This is a genomic window from Sandarakinorhabdus sp. (assembly GCF_987265915.1).
This window is the reverse complement of sequence record NZ_OZ503948.1, coordinates 68,377-93,044: the sequence shown is the minus strand read 5'-3', so window position 1 is coordinate 93,044 and position 24,668 is coordinate 68,377. Positions and strand designations below refer to the sequence as shown.

The window sequence follows — 24,668 nt, the reverse complement described above, 5'->3', positions numbered from 1 at the left end:
TTCAGGCCAGCCAGTCTTCACAGCGCAGCCCCGGCACGCGCTGAAATTCACGCAGATTGCCGGTGATCACGATCAGCCCGCGGCTGCGGGCATGGCCGGCAATAAGCGAATCGTAATTGCCGATGCTCCGCCCTTCGGCTGCAAGTTCAGCCCGAATGTCAGCCGCATGCGATGCTGCTTCCAGATCGAAAGGCAAAACGGCGATCCGGCTGACAAACAGGTTCACGCGCTCGCGGCCTTCGCGCGGGCGTGCGGAACGAGCAGCGCCATATAGAAGCTCATGCATGACAATGATGCTGATGCACAGGCTGCCCGCTTCCGCTTCAAAGCGCCGTGCGAGGTGGAGTGGCTGCTCTCTCAGCACGCGGATGCAAAAATTGCTGTCCAGCAGGAAGCGGAGCATCCTTCAAAAGCTTTCCCGTTCATCCGCTATCGGCTGTTCGCGATCCGGGAAATCAATGGGCGGCAAGGCGAAGAACTCTTCCCAGGTCATCCCGGCCGGCTCGATAATGCGGCGGTTGCCTTCGATGCGGATCACGACCTCCTTCACATGATCCGGGAAGGCGACATCGCGCGGCAGCCGCACGGCCTGGCTGCGGTTGGACTGGAACAGCTTGGTGGCAACGCTTTTCGACATGTCAGCCTCCATGGGATATCCCAATTGTATATCCCAATTCCGTCCAGCCGTCCAATCACTCCCCAGTCACTCCGCCGCCAGCGCTGCCACTTCCGGTGCCGCCTGCGGGCCGCGGATCAGGCCGCCGGGCAGGGCGCCGGTCATGGTGCCATCGCGGAAGGTCACCTGGCCGCGCTTGATGGTGGCGACATAGCCATCGGCCTTTTGCAGCAGGCGCTTGCCGCCTGCAGGCAGATCGAAGGCCAGCCACGGTTTGCCGAGTTTCAGCCGTTCCATATCGATGATGTTGAGATCGGCCAGGTAGCCCGGCGCAATCAACCCGCGATCATGGAGGCCATAAAGCCGCGCCGTGTCATGGCACTGGCGGCGGATGGCATTCTCGATCGTCACGGTGCCGCGCTTGCGATCGCGCACCCAGTGTTGCAGCAGGAACGTGGGTGAGGCTGCATCGCAGATGGTGCCGCAATGCGCGCCACCATCCGAAAGTGAAATCACCACATCGTCCCGCCCCAGCAGGCCTTTGACGAAATCGAGATTGCCATCGGCATAGTTCAGGATCGGGAAATAGATGAAGCCGGCGCCGCCATTGGCGCTGAGCAGATCATAGGCATATTCGGCCGGCGGCTTGCCAGCCGCAGCGGCACGGGCGGCGATGGTTTCTGCACTCGTCGGCTCATAATCGAAGCCATCCCCCATTTCATAATGCAGGCCAAAGCCTTGCGCGACCGCCATCAGCAGCATCTGCACATCGGATTCGGGATAGACATCGGGTTCGGCGAGCAGCTTCGCCTTCCATTCCGGGTTGGAGATGCAGGCCCATTGCTCTTCCCACGGGGCGGTGTCGATCGCGGCCCAACTCGGCTTGAACTTGAACGGGTGCACGGTGCCGCGCCACGCCATCAGGATGCCGTTGCCGCGCAGTGCGATCTGGGCGACGATGTTGGCGCCGTCCGCATTGGCGCGCGCCGTCTCGGCCATCTGCTCTTCCCACGGCAGTTCCTTGGCGATGCTCTGCAGCATGGCGAAGGTGACCGGCAGCCCGGTTTCGCGGCTCATCTGCGCCATCCAGCCGAATTCATCCCATTCACGGCGAAGATCGCTGGCCATCTCGAACACGCCGTGGCCAACTTCGCCCATGGCGCGGCCGATGGCGATCAATTCGTCCTTTTCTGCCGTGGTGCCCGGCACCAGCTCGCCATCGATGCTCTTGTGCAGGATCGTGCGGCTGGTGGAGAATCCCAGCGCCCCGGCGCGCACGCCGTCGGCCACGATGGCCGCCATTGCCGCAATGTCGTCATCAGTGGGCTTTTCATTGCGGGCGCCGCGTTCGCCCATCACATAGGCGCGCACGGCGCCGTGCGGCACATGCGTTGCCACATCGATGGTGCGGGCTTTCTTCTCCAGCGCATCAAGATATTCCGGAAACGTCTCCCAATCCCAGGTCAGGCCTTCGGCCAGCGCTGTGCCGGGGATATCCTCCACGCCTTCCATCAGGCCGATCAGCCATTGATGGCGATCCGGGGCGGCTGGCGCAAAGCCCACGCCGCAATTGCCCATCACCACGGTGGTCACACCGTGCCAAGATGACGGCGCCATTTCGGCATCCCAGGTCGCCTGGCCATCATAATGGGTGTGAATATCGACAAAGCCTGGCGTCACCACCAGCCCGGCGGCGGCGATCTCCTCGCGGCCCGGCGCGGTGATGTGGCCCACGGCGGTGATCCGCCCGCCATCCACGGCGATATCGCCCACAAAGCGCGGATTGCCGCTGCCATCGACGATGGTGCCGCCGCGAATGACCAGATCATGCATATGCCGTCCCCTCCCATGGGAAAGGCACAGCATGACAGACTATGGCGGGCCTGCAACCCGGTGGGTTTGTCAGGCGGTGCCGGGGGTGGGGGCAGTGGCCGGCGGTGCGGGCTGCGGCGCGGGCTGCGGCGCGGGCTGCGACTGGGCCGCATCGGCGTCCAGCCGGCCCCAGGCGTCCGGATCGGCCACGGGCGCCGGGTGGCTTTCTGCAAAGCTGCAACCGGCCAGGGCAAACAAGAGAAGCAGGGGGATCAAACGCATGCCCGGCAATAAGGGGGCTTGGCGCAAAATCACAAGGGGGCTCTTGCCTGGGCGCCGGTGCCATGGCTGTCATATTCCGGCAATCGGTGGGCTTCATTGCCTGTTGCCGGCAACCCGGCTAAGGCGCGGCGCATGAGCAACCAGGTCACTTCCACGGGCGATGAAGCACCGATCGAACGCTTCGATCAGTTGATGGCGGTGTTCGAAGGCGGCGCCAAGCCGAAGGCGGCGTGGCGCATTGGCACTGAACATGAAAAATTCGTGTTCCGCACCGCCGACCACCGGGCGCCATCCTATGATGAAACTGGCGGCATCCGTGATCTGCTGATGGGCATGACGCGGTTCGGCTGGGAACCGATTTACGAGGGCGAGAATGTGATCGCGCTGAAGGGCGCGGACGGCAACATCAGCCTGGAACCGGCCGGCCAATTCGAATTGTCGGGCGGCCAGCTGGCCGATCTGCATGCCACTTGCGCCGAATCCAATCGCCACCTTCGCCAATGCCGCGAGATCGGCAATGAACTGGGCCTCGGCTTTCTCGGGCTCGGCTTCTGGCCGGACAAGGCGCGTGCCGATCTGCCGGTGATGCCCAAGGGGCGCTATGCGATCATGCTGCGCCACATGCCGCGGGTCGGCAATCTCGGCCTCGACATGATGCTGCGCACCTGCACCATCCAGACCAATCTGGATTATGGCTCCGAAGCGGACATGGTGAAGAAATTCCGTGTCAGCCTCGCCCTGCAACCGCTGGCTACGGCCCTGTTCGCCAATTCACCCTTTACCGAAAAGGCCCCCAACGGCTTCAAATCGTTCCGCAGCCATATCTGGACCGACACCGATCCGGCCCGCACCGGCGTGTTGCCCTTCGTGTTCGAAGACGGGTTCAGCTATCAACGCTATGCCGACTATGCGCTCGATGTGCCGATGTACTTCGTCTACCGTGACGGCCGTTATATCGATGCCGCCGGGCTCAGCTTCCGCGATTTTCTGGCCGGCAAGCTGGCGGTGCTGCCCGGTGAAACGCCGCGCCTGTCCGATTGGAAGGACCATCTGACCACCGCCTTTCCCGAAGTGCGGATGAAGGGTTATCTGGAAATGCGCGGTGCCGATGGCGGGCGCTGGGATCGCATCTGCGCGCTGCCGGCGCTGTGGGTCGGCTTGCTCTATGATCAGACCGCGCTCGATGCCGCATGGGATCTGGTCAAGCACTGGACGCCGGCCGATCACGACCGCTTGCGCCGCGAAGTGCCGGCGCTGGCGCTGGGTGCGGCCAGCCCAAATGGCGGCACCCTGCAGGATCTGGCGCGCGAAGTGCTGAAGATTGCCGATGCCGGCCTGGCGGCACGGGCGCGGCTGAACGCTGCCGGCGATAGCGAGCAAGGCTTTCTGGGTCCGCTGCGCGAGATCGTTGCCAGCGGCCTGACCAACGCCGATCGCCTGCTTGCGCTTTATCATGGTGCCTGGGGCGGCGACATCACCCGCATCTACGACACAGAGGCCTATTGAAAGACACACCTCCGATATAATCGTGCCACCGCCGACGCTTGCACGCAATTTCATGGCATTTTGCCTCTTGACCCGCCGCCGTTTGCGAAACAGCATGAAGCGTTGATCACGATCTCAGCCAGCCCATTTCGGGAACAGGCCAGACGTTGATCCAGATTCGGGGAGGATATCGATGTCGTCATTGCGGCTGCGCTCAGGTTGCGCGCTTTTTGCCTTGGTTGCGGGAACATTCTACGGCTCTGTGGCGCAGGCCCAGGCGACCGATCAGGCGCAGACGGCGGCCGCACCCGCTGCTGAGGCACAGGCCGATGCCGAAATTATCGTCACCGGCAGCTTCATCCGCGGCACCCGCGAAGATGCTGCGGTGCCGGTGGATGTGTTCACCGCCGATGATCTCAACAAACAGGGCATCAGCTCGCCGCTGGAATTCATCAAGCAGCTGCCGTCGGTCGGCGCCTCGCTGGGTGATACCAACCAGTTCTCCACGGCGGCCCAGGGTTTCCAGGGCAATGGCTCGCTCAACCTGCGCGGCCTTGGCCCCACGCGCACGCTGGTTCTGTTCAACGGCCGCCGCACGGTGCTGGCGCCGGGTGACGGCTTTGCGGACACCAACCTGATTCCGATCTTCGCGCTTGCGAACATCGAAGTGCTGAAGGATGGCGCGGCCGCCACCTATGGTTCCGATGCCATCGCCGGCGTCGCCAACTTCGTCACCCGCAAGGATTTCAACGGCGCGGTGCTGCAGGGCGACTTCGATGCCATCAGCGGCTCGCGCGGCAACTGGACGATGTCGGCGCTGGTCGGCCACACGTTCGGCAAGGTCAATCTGATGGTCGGTGGCGGCTGGCAGCACCGCTCCACCCTGGCCAGCTTCAGCCGCGATTTCAGCCGCACGCCCTATGCGGTGAACCCGTCCGCCTGGTCGGCGTCCAGCAATCCGGGCGTCTTTGCCGCAGTTTATGGGGGCATTGCGCCGATCACCGTCCGCGATGGCGGCACCACCGCCTGCCCGGCGGTTGGCGGCGTCAACGATACCAGCGGCGCCAATGGCACCGGCCTGCCGATCTGCCGCTTCAGCTTCCTGCCGTGGAACAACATCATCGAAGAGGAAGATCGCTACCAGGCCTATGCCCAGATGGATGCGGAACTGTCGGACCGCACCAAGTTCCACGCCGAATTCACCTATGCGCAGACCGATACCACCACCGGCCAGTCGCCATCCTTCCCGCCGATCCAGGGCCCGACCGGGTCGGGCAGCACCAGCCGTTTCACGGTCAGCCCCAACAACCCCGGTGTGCCGGCCTTCTTGGCCCAGAACGGCTTGCCGACCCCGACAGTTGCCCAACCGCTGAATGCGATCTCCATCGTGCTGTGGCGGCCGTTCGGCTGGCTGGGCAATCCGTCCGAGCCGGTGCGCGGCGCCGGTCTGGGTTTTGCCCAGAACAAGAGCTATCGCCTGTCGGGCGGCGTCGATCACGAATTCACCGACAATTTCCGCGCGCAGATCTTTGGCACCTGGTGGCGGTCGGAACGCGAGGCGGCATCGCGTGACATGGTGGGCACGCGCCTGCAGAATGCCCTCAACGGCCTTGGCGGTCCAAACTGCAACGTCGGTGCCAACACGCCGGGCCTGAATGGCTGCCAGTGGTTCAATCCGTTCATCAACGCCGGGCAGCCGGTGTCGATCCAGGGCCTGACCAATCCCAATTATGTTCGCGGTGCGGAAAATTCGGCTGAACTGATCAATTTCATCCAGCCCTACGCCGGCACGCGCCAGGTTGAGGAACAGTTGGTCGTCGATGCGATCTTCTCGGGTGAAACCGCGCTCGATCTGGGCGGCGGACCGATCGCCTATGCCTTCGGTGCCCAGTATCGCGGCAACGAATGGTCGTCCAATCCGCTGGCCCCGATCTCCGATGCCAACATCAACCCCTGCTTCCGCGAAGGGGATCTCAGCTGCGTCGGCACCCCGAACCAAGGCGTCGGACCGTTTATCTTCCTCGGCGTCACGCGGCCGGAAACCGTGCGCCAGAACGTGAAGGCCATCTTCGCCGAAGTGAAGGTGCCGATCACCGACAGGCTGGAGTTCACCGGCGCGGCCCGTTTCGAAGATTATGGCGGCTCAGTCGGCTCCACCTTCAATCCGAAGGGCGCGGTGCGCTGGAACCCAACTGACTGGCTGGTGCTGCGCGGCTCGGTGGGCACCACCTTCCGTGGCCCGCTCGCCAACCAGGTGGTCAACAACCAGATCACTTCGCTGGCCGGCATCCAGGCCGCTGCCAACGGCTTCCGCTCGGTGGACATTTTCGGCAACACCACCGATCTCGCGCCGGAAACCGCTCTCGCCTACAATATCGGCGCAGTGATCACCACCTCGGGCTTCACGGTGTCGGCCGATTACTGGAACTTCGACATCGATGGCCGCATCACCACCACCCCCGGCCAGGCGATTGCCTCGGCCGTGGTGCCGGGTTTCAACGGCCTCGGCCTGGCCAACTGCAGCAGCGTGTTCGCCAATCTGATCACCTTCCAGGGTGGCTGCGTGCAAGGCGTCACGAACGGCAATGCGATCAGCCGCGTCCGCACCGACTGGGTGAATGGCCCCAACGTCAAGACCAGCGGCATTGACCTGTCGATCGATTACAAGACCGATCTTGGCCCCGGAAAGCTGAACGTCGGCGCGCAGGCCAGCATCGTGCTGAATTACAAGTTTGCCGACTTCATCTTCCGCGGCGTGCTGGTGCAACCCGGCTATCAGGCCAAGGGCTTCACCAACTATCTGCGCGATCCGCTCACCGTCTCGCCGCTGCGCGCCACCGGCTGGATCAACTATTCGCTGCCGCGCTTCAACGCCCGCTATCAGGTGCGCTATGTCGGTGGTGTCGATGACGATCGCTGCGTTGGCCTGGCCACCTGCGTCAGCACCAATTTCGGGCCGACCAACTTCGGCGCGGTGGTGAAGAGCTTCACGCAGCACGATATCAACGTGCAGTATGACATCCCGCTGGGCGGGGTGACGACCCAACTGCAGTTCGGCATCGACAACGTCACCAATGCCGCTCCGCCGGCGTCACGGCTGGAATTGTCCTATGATCCGTTCATCGGCAATCCGCTCGGCCGTGTGTATCGCTTCGGCATCCGCGTGGTCATGTAATCGATGATGTGCGGCGGTGGGCCTATGGTCCACCGCCGTCACCGACACGGGCAGCTGACGGGTCATCCTGTGTGCGGTGCCAATTTTCCACGATGACGTCAGGGGCGGCGAGATCAACCGCATCCACCAAACTGCAGATTACTGCGCCAGACGCGCAGTGGCGGCGATGTGGGCGGCCATTTCGTGCGGAGTCGCCGAAACGCTGCCGGTCATCCACGCATCAACCGCGGTCAGTTGCGCCGCCGCAATCTGCAACGCAATCAAACGCTGACTTGGCAATCGCTGCTCCGACCCCAGCCGGGCCTGGATCGAATCGGCCAACTCGCGTTCGAGAATGGCGCGCAAAGGGGCGGCAAACACCACGCGGCCATGGCGGCGCTGATCCCAGAAATGATCAAGCAGCCATAGCAGCGCGGGACTGTCACCGTTGACCGCGACATCGGCCAGCATGGTGAGCAGCGGCTGCATCGAAGCGGTGAGCAAGGCATCCTTGCCGGGGAAATGCGCATAAAAGGTGGAGCGGCCGACATCGGCGCGGGCGCAGATCGCTGCCACATCGATGCGGTCATAACGCTGGGCCAACATCAGATCGCGAAAGGCTGTCAGCAATGCGGCACGGGTGCGCTGCTGCCGGCGATCGGGTGGTCGCTTGCTATCAGACAGTTCAGCTCTTTCGTCCATTACCGGACGATCATGGTCCTATGTTTGGTGCTTGGTCAAGCCGGCGACATTACTCCGCCCAGGCAACCCCCTGCGGAGCTTCGCCCGATGACCATGCCTGCTGATTCCCAGTCCCGCGCCGCCGGCGCCTTGCTGATCGCCACGTCCGCCCTGTCGGTGCTGGGCATGCTGCACCACCCGACCGCCCATGGCCGTGGTCAGGCGATGCTGGAAAGCCTGGCCGCCATTGGCTCCCTGGCGATGGCGGTGCACGCCGCGCTGCTGGCGTTGATGCTGGCGCAAATGATTGCACAGGCCGGGCTGGCAACGCGGCTGGGCTGGGGGCGGCTGGCGGTGCAGGGTGCCTTCATCGCCCAGGCGGCAGGCGCGCTGGCGCTAACCGGCGCGGCCGTGATCAACGGTTTCGCGTTCTCCGCTCTGGCGCAGCGCATGCTGGACGCCGGCTTCACCCGCCCGGATCAATATCAGCCCGCCCTCTGGATGCTGTTTGGCCAGGCGCGGGGCTGGGAACAGATCGGCACGGGCGCCTGGGCCATTGCGCTGGTGCTGTGGGGGGTCGCGGTCTGGCCACAGCAACGCGGTCTGGCCCTGGCGGCGCTGGTGCTGGCACTGGTGCCGATGATGGGCGGGCTGGGCTTGCTGCCGCTGGGTGTGGTCGGTTTTGGCGCCGTGGTGGCGGCCCTGGCGCTGTGGACGCTGGCGGCAGGCGTGATGCTGCTGCGCGGGCGGCTTTAAAGCCCCCGCCGCTCGCAGCCGGCCTTAAAGCTGGCGCCGCGCGCAGGCGTACAGCGCCACGGCCGCCGCATTCGACACATTCAGGCTCTCGACGCCCGAAATCGGCAGCTTGGCCACCACATCGCAATTCTGGACGGTCAGCGGTCGCAACCCTTCGCCTTCGCTGCCCAACACCAGCGCGGCCTGGCTGGTGCTCAACGCCGCCTCCACCGTCATCTCGGCCGCCCCGTCGAGCGCGATGCGCCAGAACCCGGCCTCGCCGATCTCGCCGAGCGCGCGTGCGAGATTGACCGTGCGCACCCACGGCAACTGTTCCAGCGCGCCGCTGGCACTGCGCGCCAACACGCCGGTCTCGGCCGGGCTGTGCCGATCCTGCGTCACCAATGCGCGGGCGCCAAACGCCAGCGCCGATCGCATGATGGCCCCCACATTGTGCGGATCGGTTACCTGATCCAGCACCACGATCGGGCGATTGTCGCCATCATCGGCCTGCGCGAGAATTTCGTCGAGCCAGGCCGAATCGAGCGGCTCCACCTCCAGCACGAACCCCTGGTGCGGCGCATCCAGGGGGCACAGCCGGCCCAGATCATGGTCATCGCCATATTGCACGTTCAGGCCCGGCGGCAGCTCGATGGTCTTGGCGCTGGCCGGGGTCAGCCACAATTTGCGGAACTCACGCTCGGGATTATCGAGCGCGGCAAACACCGCGTGGCGGCCATACAGGCGCGGGAACGGGCTTTTCTGGCCCTGTTGCGATTTTGGATGCGGACGACGGCCCATCATTGCTGCCTTGGCTGAACCGGCACCGGGCCGAACTGGCAACCGAAAGCTGGTGGAGGGGGTTGGATTTGAACCAACGTAGGGTGAAACCCGGCAGATTTACAGTCTGCTGCCATTGACCGCTCGGCCACCCCTCCACTGCCTTTCGGGCAAGGCGCTTGCCAAGCAGGCGCCGTGCGGGAGGCGGCCTAGTGCGGCAGGCCAGCCCGCCTGTCAACGGGGGTTTTCAGTTCCCCGATCATCCGCGATCCGGCACTACCCGGTCACGCCCCAGCCGCTTGGCCGTGTACAGGGCGCTGTCGGCCCGCTCGATCAACTGATCGGCGCTTTGCGGGTGGCGATGTTCGGCCACCCCGGCCGAAAAGCTGATGCGGCCCATGCTGCTGCCATCCACGGCGCTGCGCAGCACTTGCGCGGCCAGATCGGCGCGGATGCGATCGATGCGCCCGGCGGCGGCCTGCACGCTCACGCCCGGCAACAGGCCGACGAATTCCTCGCCGCCCAGCCGGCCGACGGCGCCACCGTCCGCCTCCAGCCGCTCGGCCATGTGCCCGGCCACAAACCGCAGCACATCATCGCCCATGGCATGGCCAAACCGATCATTGAACCGCTTGAAATGATCGATATCCACCACCGCCAACGCCAGCGGCACGCCCGATGCCACCGCCTCCCCTTGCGCCTTTTCGATGGCCGCCATGATGCCGCGCCGGTTGAGCACGCCGGTCAGGGCATCGGTCACCGCGGCGCGTTCGGCCTGGATCAGCTTGTCGGCCAGCGCACGGCTTTCACTGGCGGCCTGATCCAGCTCCTCGATCAGGCGGGCGTTCGCCGCCTGCACCACCGATGTCGCCTGGCTCAGCTGTTCCAGCAACACGCCCAGGCTGGCGGCATCCATCGGCCCGGCCAGCTGCTCGCCGCCATCGGCAATGGCGCGGCCGTAATCGGCCAGATCGGTTTGCCCGCTTTCGATTCGCCGCCCCAGCGCCTCGGCCTGGTCATGCGCTTCGGCGATCAACTGGTTGACCTGCGCCTCGCTCATCTGGCCCAGATGTGTTTCGCGCAGCGCCATCAGCGCCCCCAGCGTCAGCGCGCCGTGCGCCAGCGCACGATCGATGGCCAGCGACAGTTCATGATCATCATCGCGGACATAGCGCCACAGCACGTCATACACCGCCGGCTCTGGCGGCAGCCCGCAGGACAACAGTAGCCGCCGGATCTGATCGAACCAGGCCATCGGTCCGGTGCCTGTCGGAAATCCACCCGTTGATATTCCCACATCGGCCGGTGGCGGCACCGTGGCGACGGCCTGCATCGGCCCTGGCTGATGTTGCATGGTGTCGGACCCTTCTGCCGCTGCGATCTGCCCATCGGGAAACGGCGGAGAGGGCGGGGGGTTAAGCGGGGGATGGGTTTTTGCGGGGGGTGGCTTTGTGGGCTCGCGCAGCCTGAGTTTGTCGAAGGGTCGTGGAGGCAGGATGCGCGCGTGTTTCGAGGCGCACGGCCGGCGGCAGAGCCGCCGAGTCCGTTTGGGCTGGCGGCACGAAGTAGGGGAAGGAAGAGAAGGAAGAGCGCGGCGGAGCCGCGCCGTCAGACGAGCCAAAAAGCGGCGGCGGAGGGCCGCCGTTTTTGCTCGCTGGCCGATCTTGTGCGAGTCTGGATGCGGCACGCAGCCAGCCGCACTGCGATGGAGCGGGTAGCGGGAATCGAACCCGCATGGCCAGCTTGGAAGGCTGGAACTTTACCACTAAGCTATACCCGCGCTGCGCTGCTCATACGGCAGCCGCCACGCGGTTTCAATGCCCGGCCGCTCGCCACTGTTTTGCGCCCCTCTTGCGCCACCCTGCCAGCCACTTTATAGCCCGCATCCCGCGCCTAGGAGTGTAGCTCAGTTGGTAGAGCATCGGTCTCCAAAACCGAGGGCCGGGGGTTCGAGCCCCTCCACTCCTGCCAGCGGGCCGGTGATGAACGTGCAACACACGGGGATCATTGGCTTGTTGGCTTGAAAAAATGGCGCGGGATGCTTCGCAAGACGCCGGCCAGGGGTAGCCCGAGCCGGTTATTGGCGTTGCTGGCAGCCTTGCCTTTCGGGGCAGGCTGATTCGATTTGGTGTTGAACAGGAAGATGGGCGCGTGAGCGAAGCAAAGGCCGAAGTTGCGAAAAAGCCCCGGGTATCCCCGGCGGAATTCGTGCGCCAGGTGCAAACCGAAACGCGCAAGATCGCCTGGCCCACCGTGCCCGATACGGTGCGCATGACGATCATGGTGCTGATCATGACCACCATCTTGTCGGTGTTCTTCCTCGGCATCGATCAGTTGCTGGGCCGCACCGTCAAATTCCTGCTCAGCCTCGCAGCCTGAGGATCTTCATGTCACGCTGGTACATCATTCACGCCTATTCCGGCTTTGAAAACAAGGTGAAGGAGGCCATCCTCTCCGAAGCCCGCCGCATGGGCCTCGAAGCCTTCATCGATGCGGTCGAAGTGCCGGCCGAAACCGTCACCGAAGTGGTGAAGGGCAAGAAGCGCGCCGTCGAGCGCAAATCGATGCCGGGCTATGTGCTCGCCAAGCTCGCCATGACCGACGATGTCTATCACCTCGTCAAGAACACCCCCAAGGTCACCGGATTCCTGGGCCAGCAGAACAAGCCGCAGCCGATCACCGAAGCCGAAGCGGCGCGCATGCTGAACACCAAGACCGAGGAAACCCCGGCGGCCAAGATCAAGAAGAAGGCCAATTTCGAGATCGGCGACAGCGTGCGCGTGCTCGATGGCCCGTTTGCCAGTTTCAACGGCCTGGTCGAGGAAATCGACTACGATCATGGCCGCGTCAAGGTTTCGGTGTCGATCTTCGGCCGGGCAACGCCCGTCGAACTCGGCTTCGAACAGGTGGAAAAGCAGAAGTAATTCAGCCTTTCCCCCATCACGTGGGAGGCCGGTCGCCCCGGCCGCCAGCACCACACAGCAAGGAGTGGCCCGATGGCCAAGAAGATTACAGGTTATGTGAAATTGCAGGTGAAGGCCGGCATGGCCAATCCTTCGCCGCCGATCGGCCCGGCCCTGGGCCAGCGCGGCGTCAACATCATGGAATTCTGCAAGCAGTTCAACGCCAAGACCGACGGCATTGAAAAGGGCACCCCGATCCCGACCGTGATCACCGTGTTCGCCGATCGGTCGTTCAGCTTCATCACCAAGCTGCCGCCGGCGTCGTACATGCTGAAGCAGGCCGCCGGCCTGAAATCGGGCGGCACCACGCCGGGCAAGGGCGCTGCGGTCGCCAAGATCAAGCAGTCGCAGATCCGCGAGATTGCCGAGAAGAAAATGCCCGATCTCAATGCCAACAACATCGAAATGGCAATGAAGACGATCGAAGGTTCGGCCCGCGCAATGGGCCTCGAAGTGGTGGAGGGCTGATCACATGGCAACGACCAAGAAAGCCAAGGCCCTCGCCGCTGCGGTTGACCGCGAAAAGCTGTATGGCGTCGATGAAGCGCTGACCCTGGTGAAGAGCCTGGCCACCGCCAAGTTCGATGAAACCATCGAAGTCAGCTTCAACCTGGGCGTCGATCCGCGTCACGCCGATCAGATGGTGCGCGGCGTCGTCACCCTGCCCAGCGGCACCGGCAAGACCGTGCGCGTCGGCGTGTTCGCCCGCGGCGCCAAGGCCGATGAAGCCCGCGCCGCCGGCGCTGATGTCGTTGGCGCCGAAGACCTGCTCGAAACCGTGCAGGGCGGCACCATCGATTTCGATCGCTGCATCGCCACGCCCGACATGATGGGTCTGGTCGGCCGTCTCGGCAAGGTGCTGGGCCCCAAGGGCCTGATGCCAAACCCGAAGCTCGGCACCGTGACCATGAACGTCGCGGCGGCCGTTGAAGCCGCCAAGGGCGGCCAGGTTGAATATCGCGTCGAAAAGGCTGGGATCATCCACGGCATCCTCGGCAAGGCGAGCTTTGAAAAGGACGCCCTGCGCGCCAATTTCGATGCGCTGCTCGATGCCGTGGTCAAGGCCAAGCCGACCGGCGCCAAGGGCAAGTATCTGCTCAAGGTTGCGGTCAGCTCGTCGATGGGCACCGGCATCAAGGTTGATCCGTCTTCGACCGGCCAGACGGCCTGATCATCTTCGACTGAACAAGCGGACGGGCCGGGGCGCGCTGCGCTCCGGCCCGTTCTGCATTTTCGGCCTGGGCGTTTCCCGCGCCCAGCTTGACTCTGCGGCGCTGGCCGCCTAACGCCCCATTTCCTGTCCGGCCAGCAATGGTTGGGCAACCGTCCGAGATTGCAGGTGGCATCCGCCTTAAGCCACATGGGCCTGCATGAGACGAGGCAAGTTTTCCCCCGGCTGGCGTTCGCGTCGTGGCCGGGGCTGCGTTCGGGCCATCCATGATGCGCGCGGCGTGGGCGACGATCCTCTTCGGACGGGCCTGGGGCCCGCCGCTTCCCGCAATCGGAATTGCGCAGCCTGCAGGCCCAATGAGCCGGCAAGGCGCCTTGTGCCTTGTCATAACCCGCGCTGATGCCGTCCTTCGGGCCGGCGGATGCGCTGAACCTGTCAAGGAGTGAGCATGGATCGCACCCAAAAAAGCGAAGCCATCTCCAAGCTGGCGAAGACGCTCACCGAAACCTCGGTGGTCGTGGTCGCGCGCAACAATGGCCTGACCGTCGCGCAAGCGAGCGATCTCAGGAACCGGATGCGTGCGGCTGGCGCCAACTTCAAGGTGACGAAGAACCGTCTGGCGCGCATCGCGCTTGATGGCACGCCCTACCAGCCGCTTGGCGCGCTGCTCACCGGCCCGTGCGGGCTGGCGACGTCGGCCGATCCGGTGGCTGCCGCCAAGATCGTGGTGGAATTCGCGAAGACCACCGACAAGTTCGAAATCGTCGGCGGCGCCATGGGCAGCACGCTGCTCGATGTTGCCGGCGTCAAGGCGCTGGCCGAACTGCCGTCGCTGGATGAACTGCGCGCCAAGCTGATTGGTCTGGTCAATGCACCGGGCACCAAGCTGGCCCAGCTCGCCAACGCGCCGGCCGCCAAGCTGGCTCGCGTCTTTGCGGCTTATGCCGACAAGGACAAAGAAGCCGCCTGAGCCGTTTCGAACCCATAACGCAAACTGAAAACATTGGAGATTACCATGGCTGACCTGAATAACCTCGTTGACCAGCTTTCCGCCCTGACCGTGCTGGAAGCTGCTGACCTCGCCAAGATGCTGGAAGAAAAGTGGGGCGTGTCCGCCGCTGCGGCCGTTGCCGTGGCCGCTGGTCCGGCCGCCGCTGCTGGCCCGGTTGTTGAAGAGCAGACTGAGTTCGACGTGATCCTCACCGGCGACGGTGGCAAGAAGATCAACGTCATCAAGGAAGTCCGCGCCATCACCGGCCTGGGCCTGACCGAAGCCAAGACGCTGGTCGAATCCGCGCCGAAGGCTGTCAAGGAAGGCATCAGCAAGGCTGACGCCGAGAAGATCAAGAAGCAGCTGGAAGAAGCCGGCGCGACGGTCGAACTCAAGTAAATCGCTGCGGCAACGCCGCAAGCCTTGCTGGAACAAGGGGCTGCCTCGCAAGGGGCAGCCCTTTTTTCTTGCTGCGCTGAGGGGGCGTGAAGGCGGGTCTCATCCTTTCGGGCTTGTCATGAAAAAGGGGCACCTGCGTTGCCGCAAGCGCCCCGATTGCATCGTTCAATCGCTGATCAGAAGTGGAAAACGACGCCGCCCATCGCGCGGATATTGTCGAAGTCCATGGTTTCCACCGAGATGCGCAAGCGCGGCCCTGCCCGGCCGGTTACGCCGCCCAGGCCGATGTCACGCGGGCCGAATTCGGCGCCGAGGCCCCATACCCAATCCTTGCGATCCGGGAAGCCGCGGCTGTTGCGCGCGTCGATCCAAGTATAGCCGGCGCTGGCATAAAACATGCCGCTGTCGCCAGCCCGGAAACCAGCGCGGCCACGTGCGCCATATTCCCAGCGGATATCGCCGAAGCCGCGCGCGCCATGGCCTTCCACGCCGACGAACAGCGGCCCAAGCGGAATATTGACCCCGACGACACCGCCGACCAGCGCGCCATCGAAGCGGCGCGATTGCACGCCATTGGCATCGGTGGTGCGGTCAAAGCTGTTGTAGCCGCCCACCACGCCGAAATAGGGCTCGATGCCGAAGGCCTTGGAGCCGTCCGGGCTGGTGGGGCCGTTGTTCTGTGTGGTGGTTGGCGGTGCCGGGTCCATCGTGGTCTGGGCAGCAGCCGGGGCAGAAGCGACGATCAGCGCAAGCGCGCTGATGATGAGCAAGGATTTCATGGGGTTCTTTCTGCAAAACGCGGGTGGCGGGGGCGGCCACTGCAAGCCTCAACATGGGTGTGGCGGCCATGGTTCCGTAGTGGCACTGTTGGCTGCCGGCGTGTTGCTGCATTGCAACACAAGCGCGACCGGGCGTGGCGGGCACGTCCCCCCTTTCGCAAATCCAACAAAGCGCCTATATCGCCGGCATCGACCGGTTCGGGGCTGATTCCCCGTCCGGGCTGACATGTTTCGAGACACGGCCTGCTGCGCGATCAGGCCGCGACGGATGGAAACATGTTGGAGGTTCAATCGCCAGTGACCGTGCGACATACCGCAGCAGCGGTGTGACGTGCGGGTTTTGCTGTTTTTCCGGCATTCCCCCTGCCGGGCACATGAAGAAGGCGACCGACACAGATGGCCACCCAGATGAAGCCGCCCCAGGGCGTCAAGCCGTTCAACAGCCGCCGCCGCATCCGCAAGAGCTTTGGCCATATCGGCGAAGTCGTGCAGATGCCCAACCTCATCGAGGTGCAGCGCGAAAGCTATGAGCAGTTCCTGCGTTCCAATCCGGCGACTGGCTATGTTTCGGGCCTCGAAAAGACCCTGCGTTCGGTGTTCCCGATCCGCGATTTCGCCGGCACCGCCGAGCTGGATTTCGTGCATTACGAACTGGAAGAGCCGAAATATGACGTGGATGAATGCCGCCAGCGCGGCATGACCTATGCAGCGCCGATGCGCGTGACGCTGCGGCTGATCGTGTTTGAAGTGGATGCCGATACCGAAACCCGCTCCGTGCTCGATATCAAGGAGCAGGACGTGTACATGGGCGACATGCCGCTGATGACGCAGAACGGCACGTTCATCGTCAACGGCACCGAACGTGTGATCGTCAGCCAGATGCACCGCAGCCCCGGCGTGTTCTTCGATCATGATCGGGGCAAGACGCATGCTTCCGGCAAATATCTGTTTGCCGCCCGCGTCATCCCCTATCGCGGGTCGTGGCTGGATTTCGAATTCGACGCCAAGGACATCGTCAACGTTCGCATCGATCGCAAGCGCAAACTGCCGGTGACCAGCCTGCTCTATGCGCTGGGCTGGAACAGCGAAGAAATCCTCAACCTGTTCTACAAGCGCGTGGTGTGGGTGCGCGGCACCAGCCCGACCGGCCAGGCCGGCTGGGTCGTGCCGTTCGTCGAAGCCAGCTGGCGCAACGCCAAGCCGACCTTTGACGTGGTCAATGCCGACACCGGCGAGATCATCTTCCCGCAGGGCACCAAGATCACGCCGCGCATGGTGCGCAAGGCCGGCAGCGATGGCATGACCGCACTGCTGATCCCGACCGAGGAAATCTTTGGCCGTTATTCGGCCTTTGATCTGATCAACGAAGCCACCGGCGAAATCTACATCGAAGCCGGTGACGAGCTGACCGCCGAAAATCTGGAGCGCATCGATCGCGCCGGCCAGACCAGCATCGAACTGCTCGACATCGATCATGTCCAAGTCGGTCCGTGGATCCGCAACACGCTGATGGCCGACAAGGTGGAAGAGCGCGACCATGCGCTCGCCGAAATCTATCGCGTCATGCGCCCCGGTGAACCGCCGACGCGCGAAACTGCCGAAGCCATGTTTGCCGGCCTGTTCTTCGATCCCGATCGCTATGATCTGTCGGCCGTCGGCCGCGTCAAGATGAACATGCGCCTCAACCTGGATTGCCCGGATGATGTGACCGTGCTGCGCCGCGAGGATATCGCGACCGTGGTGAAAACGCTGGTCGAACTGAAGGACGGCAAGGGCGAAATCGACGACATCGACAATCTCGGCAACCGCCGCGTCCGTTCGGTGGGCGAGCTGCTGGAAAACCAGTATCGCGTCGGCCTGTTGCGCATGGAGCGCGCCGTCAAGGAGCGCATGAGCAGCGTCGATATCGACACGGTCATGCCCAACGACCTGATTAACGCCAAGCCGGCGGTGGCCGCTGTGCGCGAATTTTTCGGCTCCAGCCAGCTGTCGCAGTTCATGGACCAGACCAACCCGCTCAGCGAAGTCACCCACAAGCGCCGCGTGTCGGCACTTGGGCCGGGCGGTCTGACGCGTGAGCGCGCCGGCTTCGAAGTGCGCGACGTCCACCCGACGCACTATGGCCGCATCTGCCCGATCGAAACGCCGGAAGGCCCGAACATCGGCCTGATCAACAGCCTGGCGACCTTCAGCCGGGTGAACAAGTACGGCTTCATCGAAACCCCGTATCGCAAGGTCATCGACACCAAGCTGACCGACGAGGTCGTCTATCTGTCGGCCATGGAAGAAGCCCGCCACACCATCGCGCAGGCCAATGTCGGCATCGGCGCGGACGGCAAGTTCCTCGACGATCTGGTGTCGTCGCGCGAAGCCGGCGAATTCCTGATGGCGCCGAAGAACCAGATCACCCTGGCCGACGTGTCGCCGAAGCAGCTGGTGTCGGTCGCAGCCTCGCTGATTCCGTTCCTGGAAAATGATGACGCCAACCGCGCGCTCATGGGCTCGAACATGCAGCGCCAGGCCGTGCCATTGGTGAAGGCGGAATCGCCGTTCGTCGGCACCGGCATGGAAGGCACCGTTGCGCGCGATTCCGGCGCCGCCATCGGCGCCAAGCGCGGCGGCATCGTCGATCAGGTCGATGCGGCCCGTATCGTCATCCGCGCCACCGAAGAGGTCGAACCCGGCAAGTCCGGTGTCGATATCTACACGCTGATGAAGTTCCAGCGCTCCAACCAGTCGACCTGCATCAACCAGCGTCCGCTGGTGACGGTGGGCGATATCGTGGCCAAGGGCGACATCATCGCCGATGGCCCGTCGACCGAGGATGGTGAACTGGCTCTGGGCCGCAACGTGCTCGTCGCGTTCATGCCGTGGAATGGCTACAACTATGAAGATTCGATCCTGATCAACGAGAAGATCGTCAAGGAAGACATCTTCACCTCGATCCACATCGACGAATTCGAAGTGATGGCCCGCGATACCAAGCTGGGCCCGGAAGACATCACCCGCGACATTCCCAACGTCGGTGAAGACGCGCTGGCCCGCCTCGACGAAGCCGGCATCGTCTATATCGGCGCCGAAGTGGAGCCGGGCGACATCCTGGTCGGCAAGATCACGCCCAAGGGCGAATCGCCGATGACTCCGGAAGAAAAGCTGCTGCGCGCCATCTTCGGCGAAAAGGCCAGCGATGTGCGTGACACCTCGCTTCGCCTGCCGCCGGGCGTGTCGGGCACCATCGTCGATGTGCGCATCTTCAACCGCCATGGCATCGACAAGGACGAACGCGCCCTGCAGATCGAGCGCGAGGAAATCGAGCGGCTCGAAAAGGATGCCGCCGACGAACGCGCCATCCTCGATCGCGCCACCTATGCCCGCGTGCGCGATGCATTGTTGGGCCAGGAAGTGGTGGCTGCGCCCAAGGGCGTGAAGAAGGGCATCACCATCGATGACAGCGTGCTCGAAGAGCAGCCGCGCCGTCTGTGGTGGCAGTTCGGCGTGGCCGACGATGCCATGCAGGCCGGCCTGGAAGCCTTGAAGGCGCAGTGGGATGAAGCCCACGCCAGCATCAATGCCAAGCTGGAAGACAAGAAGGGCAAGGTGCAGGCCGGCGACGAATTGCCGCCCGGCGTGCTGAAGATGGTCAAGGTGTTCGTCGCGGTGAAGCGCAAGCTGCAGCCGGGCGACAAGATGGCCGGCCGCCACGGCAACAAGGGGGTGATCTCCCGCATCCTGCCGCAGGAAGACATGCCGTTCCTCGCCGACGGCACGCCGGTCGATATCGTGCTCAACCCGCTGGGCGTGCCCAGCCGCATGAACGTCGGGCAGATCTTCGAAACCCATCTTGGCTGGGCCGCCCGCGGTCTGGGCAAGAAGATCGCCGAGATGCTGGAGAACATCAACACCACCATGACGACCGGTTCGGCGGACGAAATCCGCGAACTGTTCAAGGCGATCTATGGCCCGCAATACGCGCTGGACATTGCCGACATGGCCGACGCGGCGGTGGTCGAACTGGCGCGCAATCTGGTTGGCGGCGTGCCGATGGCCACCCCGGTGTTCGATGGCGCCAAGGAAAGCGATGTGTCCAATATGCTGGAACTCGCCGGGCTGGATTCGTCAGGTCAGGTTGAGTTGTTCGACGGCCGCACCGGCGACCAGTTCGATCGCAAGGTCACCGTGGGCTATATCTACATGCTGAAGCTGCACCACCTGGTGGACGACAAGATCCACGCCCGCTCGATCGGCCCCTACAGCCTCGTCACCCAGCAGCCGCTGGGCGGCAAGGCCCAGTTCGGGGGTCAGCGCTTCGGGGAAATGGAAGTGTGGGCGCTGCAAGCCTATGGCGCGGCCTATACCTTGCAGGAAATGCTCACCGTCAAGTCGGATGATGTCGTCGGCCGCACCAAGGTCTATGAAGCCATCGTCAAGGGTGACGACACGTTCGAAGCCGGCATCCCCGAAAGCTTCAACGTGCTGATCAAGGAAATGCGGTCCCTGGGCCTCAACGTCCAACTGCAGACCAACGAAGAGGTGGAGTGAGACGCGGGCGCGGCGGTCCCCCACCGCCGCGCCACACCACCGCGCTTGCCCACAGCCTCCACGGAGATTGACCCATGAACGAAGTCACCAATTTCTTCTCGCCGGCCGCCAAGCCCGAGACGTTCGACCAGATCCAGATTGCCATCGCCAGCCCGGAACAGATCCGCAGCTGGTCGTTCGGCGAGATCAAGAAGCCGGAAACCATCAACTATCGGACGTTCAAGCCGGAGCGTGATGGCCTGTTCTGCGCGCGGATCTTTGGCCCGATCAAGGATTACGAATGCCTGTGCGGCAAGTACAAGCGCATGAAGTACAAGGGCATCGTCTGCGAAAAATGCGGCGTGGAAGTCACCGTGTCCAAGGTGCGCCGCGAACGCATGGGCCATATCGAGCTGGCCGCGCCGGTTGCCCACATCTGGTTCCTGAAGTCGCTGCCCAGCCGCATCGGCATGCTGCTCGACATGCAGTTGAAGCAGCTGGAGCGCGTGCTCTATTTCGAGCAGTATGTCGTCATCGATCCGGGCATGACGCCGTTCAAGAAGTTCGACCTGTTGACCGAGGACGAGCTGTTCACGGCGCAGGAAGAATATGGCGAAGATGCCTTCCAGGCCGGCATCGGCGCTGAAGCCATCCGCATCCTGTTGATGGAACTCGATCTTGAAGGCGAGATGGAGACGCTGCGCGAGGAACTGCGCACCACCAAGTCGGAGCTGAAGCCCAAGAAGATCATCAAGCGGATGAAGGTGGTCGAAAGCTTCATCAATTCGGGCAACAAGCCGGAATGGATGGTGCTGACCGTGGTGCCGGTGATCCCGCCGGAACTGCGCCCGCTGGTGCCGCTGGATGGCGGTCGTTTCGCGACGTCGGATCTGAACGATCTGTATCGCCGCGTCATCAACCGCAACAATCGCCTGAAGCGCCTGATCGAACTGCGCGCGCCGGACATCATCGTGCGCAACGAAAAGCGCATGCTGCAGGAAGCGGTTGACGCGCTGTTCGACAACGGCCGCCGCGGCCGCACCATCACCGGCGCCAACAAGCGGCCGCTGAAGTCGCTTTCGGACATGCTGAAGGGCAAACAGGGCCGCTTCCGCCAGAATTTGCTCGGCAAGCGCGTCGATTATTCCGGCCGTTCGGTGATCGTGACCGGTCCGGAACTCAAGCTGCATCAATGCGGCCTGCCCAAGAAGATGGCGCTCGAGCTGTTCAAGCCGTTCATCTATTCGCGCCTAGACGCCAAGGGTCTGTCCATGACCCTGAAGCAGGCCAAGAAATGGGTGGAAAAGGAGCGCAAGGAAGTCTGGGACATCCTCGATGAGGTGATCCGCGAACATCCGGTGCTGCTCAACCGCGCGCCGACACTGCACCGCCTGGGCATCCAGGCCTTTGAACCGGTGCTGATCGAAGGCAAGGCCATCCAGCTGCACCCGCTGGTCTGCGCCGCGTTCAACGCCGATTTCGATGGTGACCAGATGGCCGTGCACGTGCCGCTGAGCCTTGAGGCCCAGCTGGAAGCGCGCGTGCTGATGATGTCCACCAACAACATCCTCAGCCCCGCCAACGGCAAGCCGATCATCGTGCCGTCGCAGGACATGGTGCTCGGGCTTTATTATCTGTCGATGGAACTGGAAGGCGAGCCCGGCGAAGGCATGGCCTTTGCCGACATGGCCGAAGTGCACCAGGCGCTGTTCAACAAGAACGTGACCCTGCACACCAAGATCATCGCTCGCGTCAATCAGGCCGATGAAACTGGCAAGCTCTATGTGAAGCGCGTCAACACCACGCCGGGCCGCCTGCTGCTCGGCGAAACGCTGCCGAAAAGCCACAAGGTGCCTTACGAAACCATCAACCGCCTGCTGACCAAGAAGGAATTGGGCGACGTCATCGACATCGTCTATCGCCACACCGGTCAGAAGGAGACGGTGCTGTTCGCCGATGCCATCATGGCGCTGGGCTTCCGCCACGCGTTCCAGGCCGGCATCAGCTTCGGCAAGGACGACATGGTGATCCCCGTCGCCAAGATCCGCCTGGTCGATGAGACCAAGGCCGGCGTGAAGGATTTCGAACAGCAATATCAGGACGGCCTGATCACCCAAGGTGAGAAGTACAACAAGGTCGTCGATGCCTGGGCCAAGTGCGGTGACCAGGTCGCCACCGAGATGATGAAGGAAATCAGCACGCCCAAGCAGCTGGCCAATGGCCGTGTCGCGCCGATCAACTCCATCTACATGATGGCGCACTCCGGCGCGCGCGGCAGCCAGGCGCAGATGAAGCAGCTGGCCGGCATGCGCGGCCTGATGGCCAAGCCGTCGGGCGAGATCATCGAAACGCCGATCATCTCGAACTTCAAGGAAGGCCTGACCGTGCTGGAGTATTTCAACTCCACCCACGGCGCCCGCAAGGGTCTGGCCGATACCGCGCTGAAAACCGCCAACTCCGGCTATCTCACCCGCCGTCTGGTGGACGTGAGCCAGGATTGCGTGGTCGTCGAGGATGATTGCGAAACCCAGCGCGGCATGGTGATGAAGGCCATCGTCGAAGGCGGCAACACCATCGTGTCGCTCTCCGAACGCATCCTCGGCCGCACCGTGCTGGTCGATATCGTCGATGCCAAGACCGGAGATGTCGTGGCACCGGCGGGCCATCTGCTCACCGAAGCTGATGTGGCGCGCATCGAAAAGGCCGCCGTGGCCGAAGTGAAGATCCGCTCGCCGCTGCTCTGCGAAACCAAGGGCGGCGTCTGCGGCACCTGCTATGGCCGCGATCTGGCGCGCGGGACCCCGGTGAACATGGGCGAAGCCGTCGGCGTTATCGCGGCGCAGTCCATCGGTGAACCGGGCACGCAGCTGACCATGCGCACCTTCCACATCGGTGGTGCGGCGCAGGTGTCCGAACAATCGACGCTGGATGCGCCGGTTGACGGGGTTGTCGAATATCGCGGCATGGCCACGATCGGCGACAGCCGTGGTCGCAACATCGCCATGGCCCGCAACGGCGAACTGGTGATCCGCGATTCCGAAGGCCGTGAACGCTCCATCCACCGCATCCCCTATGGCGCCATCATCAATGTCGCCGAAGGTGTTGCGGTCACCAAGGGCGATCGCATGTCCGAATGGGATCCGTACACGCTGCCGGTGATCACCGAAAAGGCCGGCAAGGTGAAGTATCAGGACATCATCGAAGGCGTGACGCTGAAGGAAGAGGTGGATGAAGCCACCGGCCTAGCCAACAAGGTGGTGACCGACTGGAAGACCGCCAGCAAGAAGGAAGATCTGCGGCCGCGCATCACCCTGCTGGATGAAGCATCGGGCGAAACGGCACGCTATCTGCTCGCCGTGGATGCGGTGTTGTCGGTGGCCGATGGCCAGATGGTGTCGGCCGGTGAAGTGCTGGCCCGCATCCCGCGCGCCGCTGCCAAGACGCGTGACATCACCGGCGGTCTGCCGCGGGTGGCCGAGCTGTTCGAAGCGCGCATCCCCAAGGACAATGCGGTGATCGCGCGCATTGATGGTCGCGTTGAATTCGGCAAGGATTACAAGACCAAGCGCCGGATCAACATCCGTCCCGAAGATGGCGGCGACGTGGCCGAATACATGGTGCCCAAGGGCAAGAACGTGGCGGTGCAGGAAGGCGACTTCGTGCGCAAGGGTGACTATCTGATCGATGGCAACCCCAACCCGCACGACATTCTGGAAGTGCTGGGTGTGGAGCCGCTGGCCGAATATCTCTGCGCCGAAATCCAGGAAGTCTATCGCCTGCAGGGTGTGCGCATCAACGACAAGCATATCGAAGTGATCGTGCGCCAGATGCTGCAGAAGGTGGAAATCACCGACAGCGGCGACACCACGCTGCTGGTGGGCGAACAAGTCGATCGCGAGGAAATGGACAGCGAAAACAGCAAGCTGGAGGCCGGTGGCCGCCATGCTGCCGGCAAGCCGGTGCTGCTGGGCATCACCAAGGCCTCTTTGCAGACCAAGTCGTTCGTGTCGGCGGCGTCCTTCCAGGAAACTACCCGCGTGCTCACCGAAGCCGCCGTGCAGGGCAAGATCGATACCCTGACCGGCCTGAAGGAAAACGTCATCGTCGGCCGGCTGATCCCGGCGGGCACCGGCGCCGGCATGAACCGGCTCCGGGTTGCGGCCAACAGCCGTGACGTGGCGCTGCGCGCGGTGCAGCAGGCCAACGCCAAGGCGCTGGAGCAGACCGAAGCCTGATCGGCTGCGCTCTCGCGATGAAATCACCCCGCCGGCAGGCTCTGCCGGCGGGGTTTTTCTTGGGCAC

General features: G+C 63.6%; 19 protein-coding genes and 3 tRNA genes. 12 read left to right on the top strand and 10 right to left on the bottom strand.

From position 1 onward, the window contains the following. Position 1: 1 nt before the first annotated feature. The 4 genes from AC6UUM_RS00445 to AC6UUM_RS00430 form a co-directional block, all read right to left on the bottom strand. Positions 2–403, bottom strand: a complete 402-nt coding sequence (locus AC6UUM_RS00445) for a type II toxin-antitoxin system VapC family toxin (RefSeq protein WP_500803388.1) — start codon at positions 401–403, stop codon at positions 2–4. A gap of 3 nt (positions 404–406) precedes the next feature. Beyond that, on the bottom strand, positions 407–637 hold the full coding sequence (vapB, locus tag AC6UUM_RS00440) for a type II toxin-antitoxin system VapB family antitoxin (RefSeq protein ID WP_500803387.1): 231 nt from the start codon (positions 635–637) through the stop codon (positions 407–409). Between the two features lie 66 nt (positions 638–703). Beyond that, entirely contained in the window at positions 704–2,449 is a 1,746-nt protein-coding gene (locus AC6UUM_RS00435) for an N-acyl-D-amino-acid deacylase family protein (protein ID WP_500803386.1), read from the bottom strand. 69 nt (positions 2,450–2,518) lie between these two features. Then, positions 2,519–2,710, bottom strand: coding sequence for a hypothetical protein (locus tag AC6UUM_RS00430; RefSeq protein WP_500803385.1), 192 nt, complete (start codon positions 2,708–2,710; stop codon positions 2,519–2,521). 132 nt (positions 2,711–2,842) lie between these two features. Here AC6UUM_RS00430 and AC6UUM_RS00425 point away from each other — a divergent pair, with 132 nt between their 5' ends. Then, positions 2,843–4,216, top strand: a complete 1,374-nt coding sequence (locus AC6UUM_RS00425) for a glutamate--cysteine ligase (RefSeq protein WP_500803384.1) — start codon at positions 2,843–2,845, stop codon at positions 4,214–4,216. Between the two features lie 241 nt (positions 4,217–4,457). Next, on the top strand, positions 4,458–7,370 hold the full coding sequence (locus tag AC6UUM_RS00420; RefSeq protein ID WP_500803383.1) for a TonB-dependent receptor domain-containing protein: 2,913 nt from the start codon (positions 4,458–4,460) through the stop codon (positions 7,368–7,370). A 138-nt stretch (positions 7,371–7,508) separates the two neighbouring features. Here the strand turns inward: AC6UUM_RS00420 and AC6UUM_RS00415 are convergent, their stop codons facing one another. Continuing rightward, positions 7,509–8,051 (bottom strand): TetR/AcrR family transcriptional regulator, encoded by a 543-nt coding sequence (locus tag AC6UUM_RS00415; RefSeq protein WP_500803382.1) that lies wholly within the window; start codon positions 8,049–8,051, stop codon positions 7,509–7,511. A gap of 87 nt (positions 8,052–8,138) precedes the next feature. Here AC6UUM_RS00415 and AC6UUM_RS00410 point away from each other — a divergent pair, with 87 nt between their 5' ends. Next, a complete protein-coding gene (locus tag AC6UUM_RS00410) occupies positions 8,139–8,786 on the top strand; it encodes a hypothetical protein (protein WP_500803381.1) in 648 nt (215 codons plus the stop codon). 24 nt (positions 8,787–8,810) lie between these two features. Here AC6UUM_RS00410 and rlmB read toward each other — a convergent pair whose 3' ends face one another. The 4 genes from rlmB to AC6UUM_RS00390 all read right to left on the bottom strand — a co-directional run bounded on the left by rlmB (position 8,811) and on the right by AC6UUM_RS00390 (position 11,325). Continuing rightward, positions 8,811–9,566, bottom strand: a complete 756-nt coding sequence (gene rlmB / locus AC6UUM_RS00405; protein ID WP_500804872.1) for a 23S rRNA (guanosine(2251)-2'-O)-methyltransferase RlmB — start codon at positions 9,564–9,566, stop codon at positions 8,811–8,813. Between the two features lie 50 nt (positions 9,567–9,616). Continuing rightward, positions 9,617–9,703 (bottom strand) — tRNA-Tyr (locus AC6UUM_RS00400). A gap of 101 nt (positions 9,704–9,804) precedes the next feature. Continuing rightward, on the bottom strand, positions 9,805–10,899 hold the full coding sequence (locus tag AC6UUM_RS00395) for a GGDEF domain-containing protein (RefSeq protein WP_500803380.1): 1,095 nt from the start codon (positions 10,897–10,899) through the stop codon (positions 9,805–9,807). A 352-nt stretch (positions 10,900–11,251) separates the two neighbouring features. Further along, a tRNA-Gly gene (locus AC6UUM_RS00390) sits at positions 11,252–11,325 on the bottom strand. A 115-nt stretch (positions 11,326–11,440) separates the two neighbouring features. Between AC6UUM_RS00390 and AC6UUM_RS00385 the strand changes: the two genes are divergently transcribed. The 7 genes from AC6UUM_RS00385 to rplL all read left to right on the top strand — a co-directional run bounded on the left by AC6UUM_RS00385 (position 11,441) and on the right by rplL (position 15,069). Then, positions 11,441–11,516: transfer RNA gene (locus tag AC6UUM_RS00385), tRNA-Trp, on the top strand. A 180-nt stretch (positions 11,517–11,696) separates the two neighbouring features. Then, a complete protein-coding gene (gene secE / locus AC6UUM_RS00380) occupies positions 11,697–11,924 on the top strand; it encodes a preprotein translocase subunit SecE (RefSeq protein ID WP_500803379.1) in 228 nt (75 codons plus the stop codon). 8 nt (positions 11,925–11,932) lie between these two features. Then, positions 11,933–12,469, top strand: a complete 537-nt coding sequence (gene nusG / locus AC6UUM_RS00375; protein WP_353200339.1) for a transcription termination/antitermination protein NusG — start codon at positions 11,933–11,935, stop codon at positions 12,467–12,469. Positions 12,470–12,541: 72 nt separating this feature from the next. Next, a complete protein-coding gene (rplK, locus tag AC6UUM_RS00370; RefSeq protein ID WP_439547014.1) occupies positions 12,542–12,976 on the top strand; it encodes a 50S ribosomal protein L11 in 435 nt (144 codons plus the stop codon). A gap of 4 nt (positions 12,977–12,980) precedes the next feature. After that, positions 12,981–13,679, top strand: coding sequence for a 50S ribosomal protein L1 (gene rplA / locus AC6UUM_RS00365; protein WP_500803378.1), 699 nt, complete (start codon positions 12,981–12,983; stop codon positions 13,677–13,679). 448 nt (positions 13,680–14,127) lie between these two features. Continuing rightward, positions 14,128–14,649 carry a 50S ribosomal protein L10 gene (gene rplJ / locus AC6UUM_RS00360; RefSeq protein WP_500803377.1) on the top strand — a complete coding sequence of 174 codons (522 nt, stop codon included), beginning with the start codon at positions 14,128–14,130 and terminating at the stop codon, positions 14,647–14,649. Between the two features lie 45 nt (positions 14,650–14,694). After that, positions 14,695–15,069, top strand: a complete 375-nt coding sequence (rplL, locus tag AC6UUM_RS00355; RefSeq protein WP_500803376.1) for a 50S ribosomal protein L7/L12 — start codon at positions 14,695–14,697, stop codon at positions 15,067–15,069. 176 nt (positions 15,070–15,245) lie between these two features. Here rplL and AC6UUM_RS00350 read toward each other — a convergent pair whose 3' ends face one another. After that, positions 15,246–15,848, bottom strand: coding sequence for an outer membrane protein (locus tag AC6UUM_RS00350; protein WP_500803375.1), 603 nt, complete (start codon positions 15,846–15,848; stop codon positions 15,246–15,248). A 396-nt stretch (positions 15,849–16,244) separates the two neighbouring features. Here AC6UUM_RS00350 and rpoB point away from each other — a divergent pair, with 396 nt between their 5' ends. Continuing rightward, a complete protein-coding gene (gene rpoB, locus AC6UUM_RS00345; RefSeq protein WP_500803374.1) occupies positions 16,245–20,387 on the top strand; it encodes a DNA-directed RNA polymerase subunit beta in 4,143 nt (1,380 codons plus the stop codon). Positions 20,388–20,461: 74 nt separating this feature from the next. Next, a complete protein-coding gene (gene rpoC, locus AC6UUM_RS00340; RefSeq protein WP_500803373.1) occupies positions 20,462–24,601 on the top strand; it encodes a DNA-directed RNA polymerase subunit beta' in 4,140 nt (1,379 codons plus the stop codon). Positions 24,602–24,668: the final 67 nt, after the last annotated feature.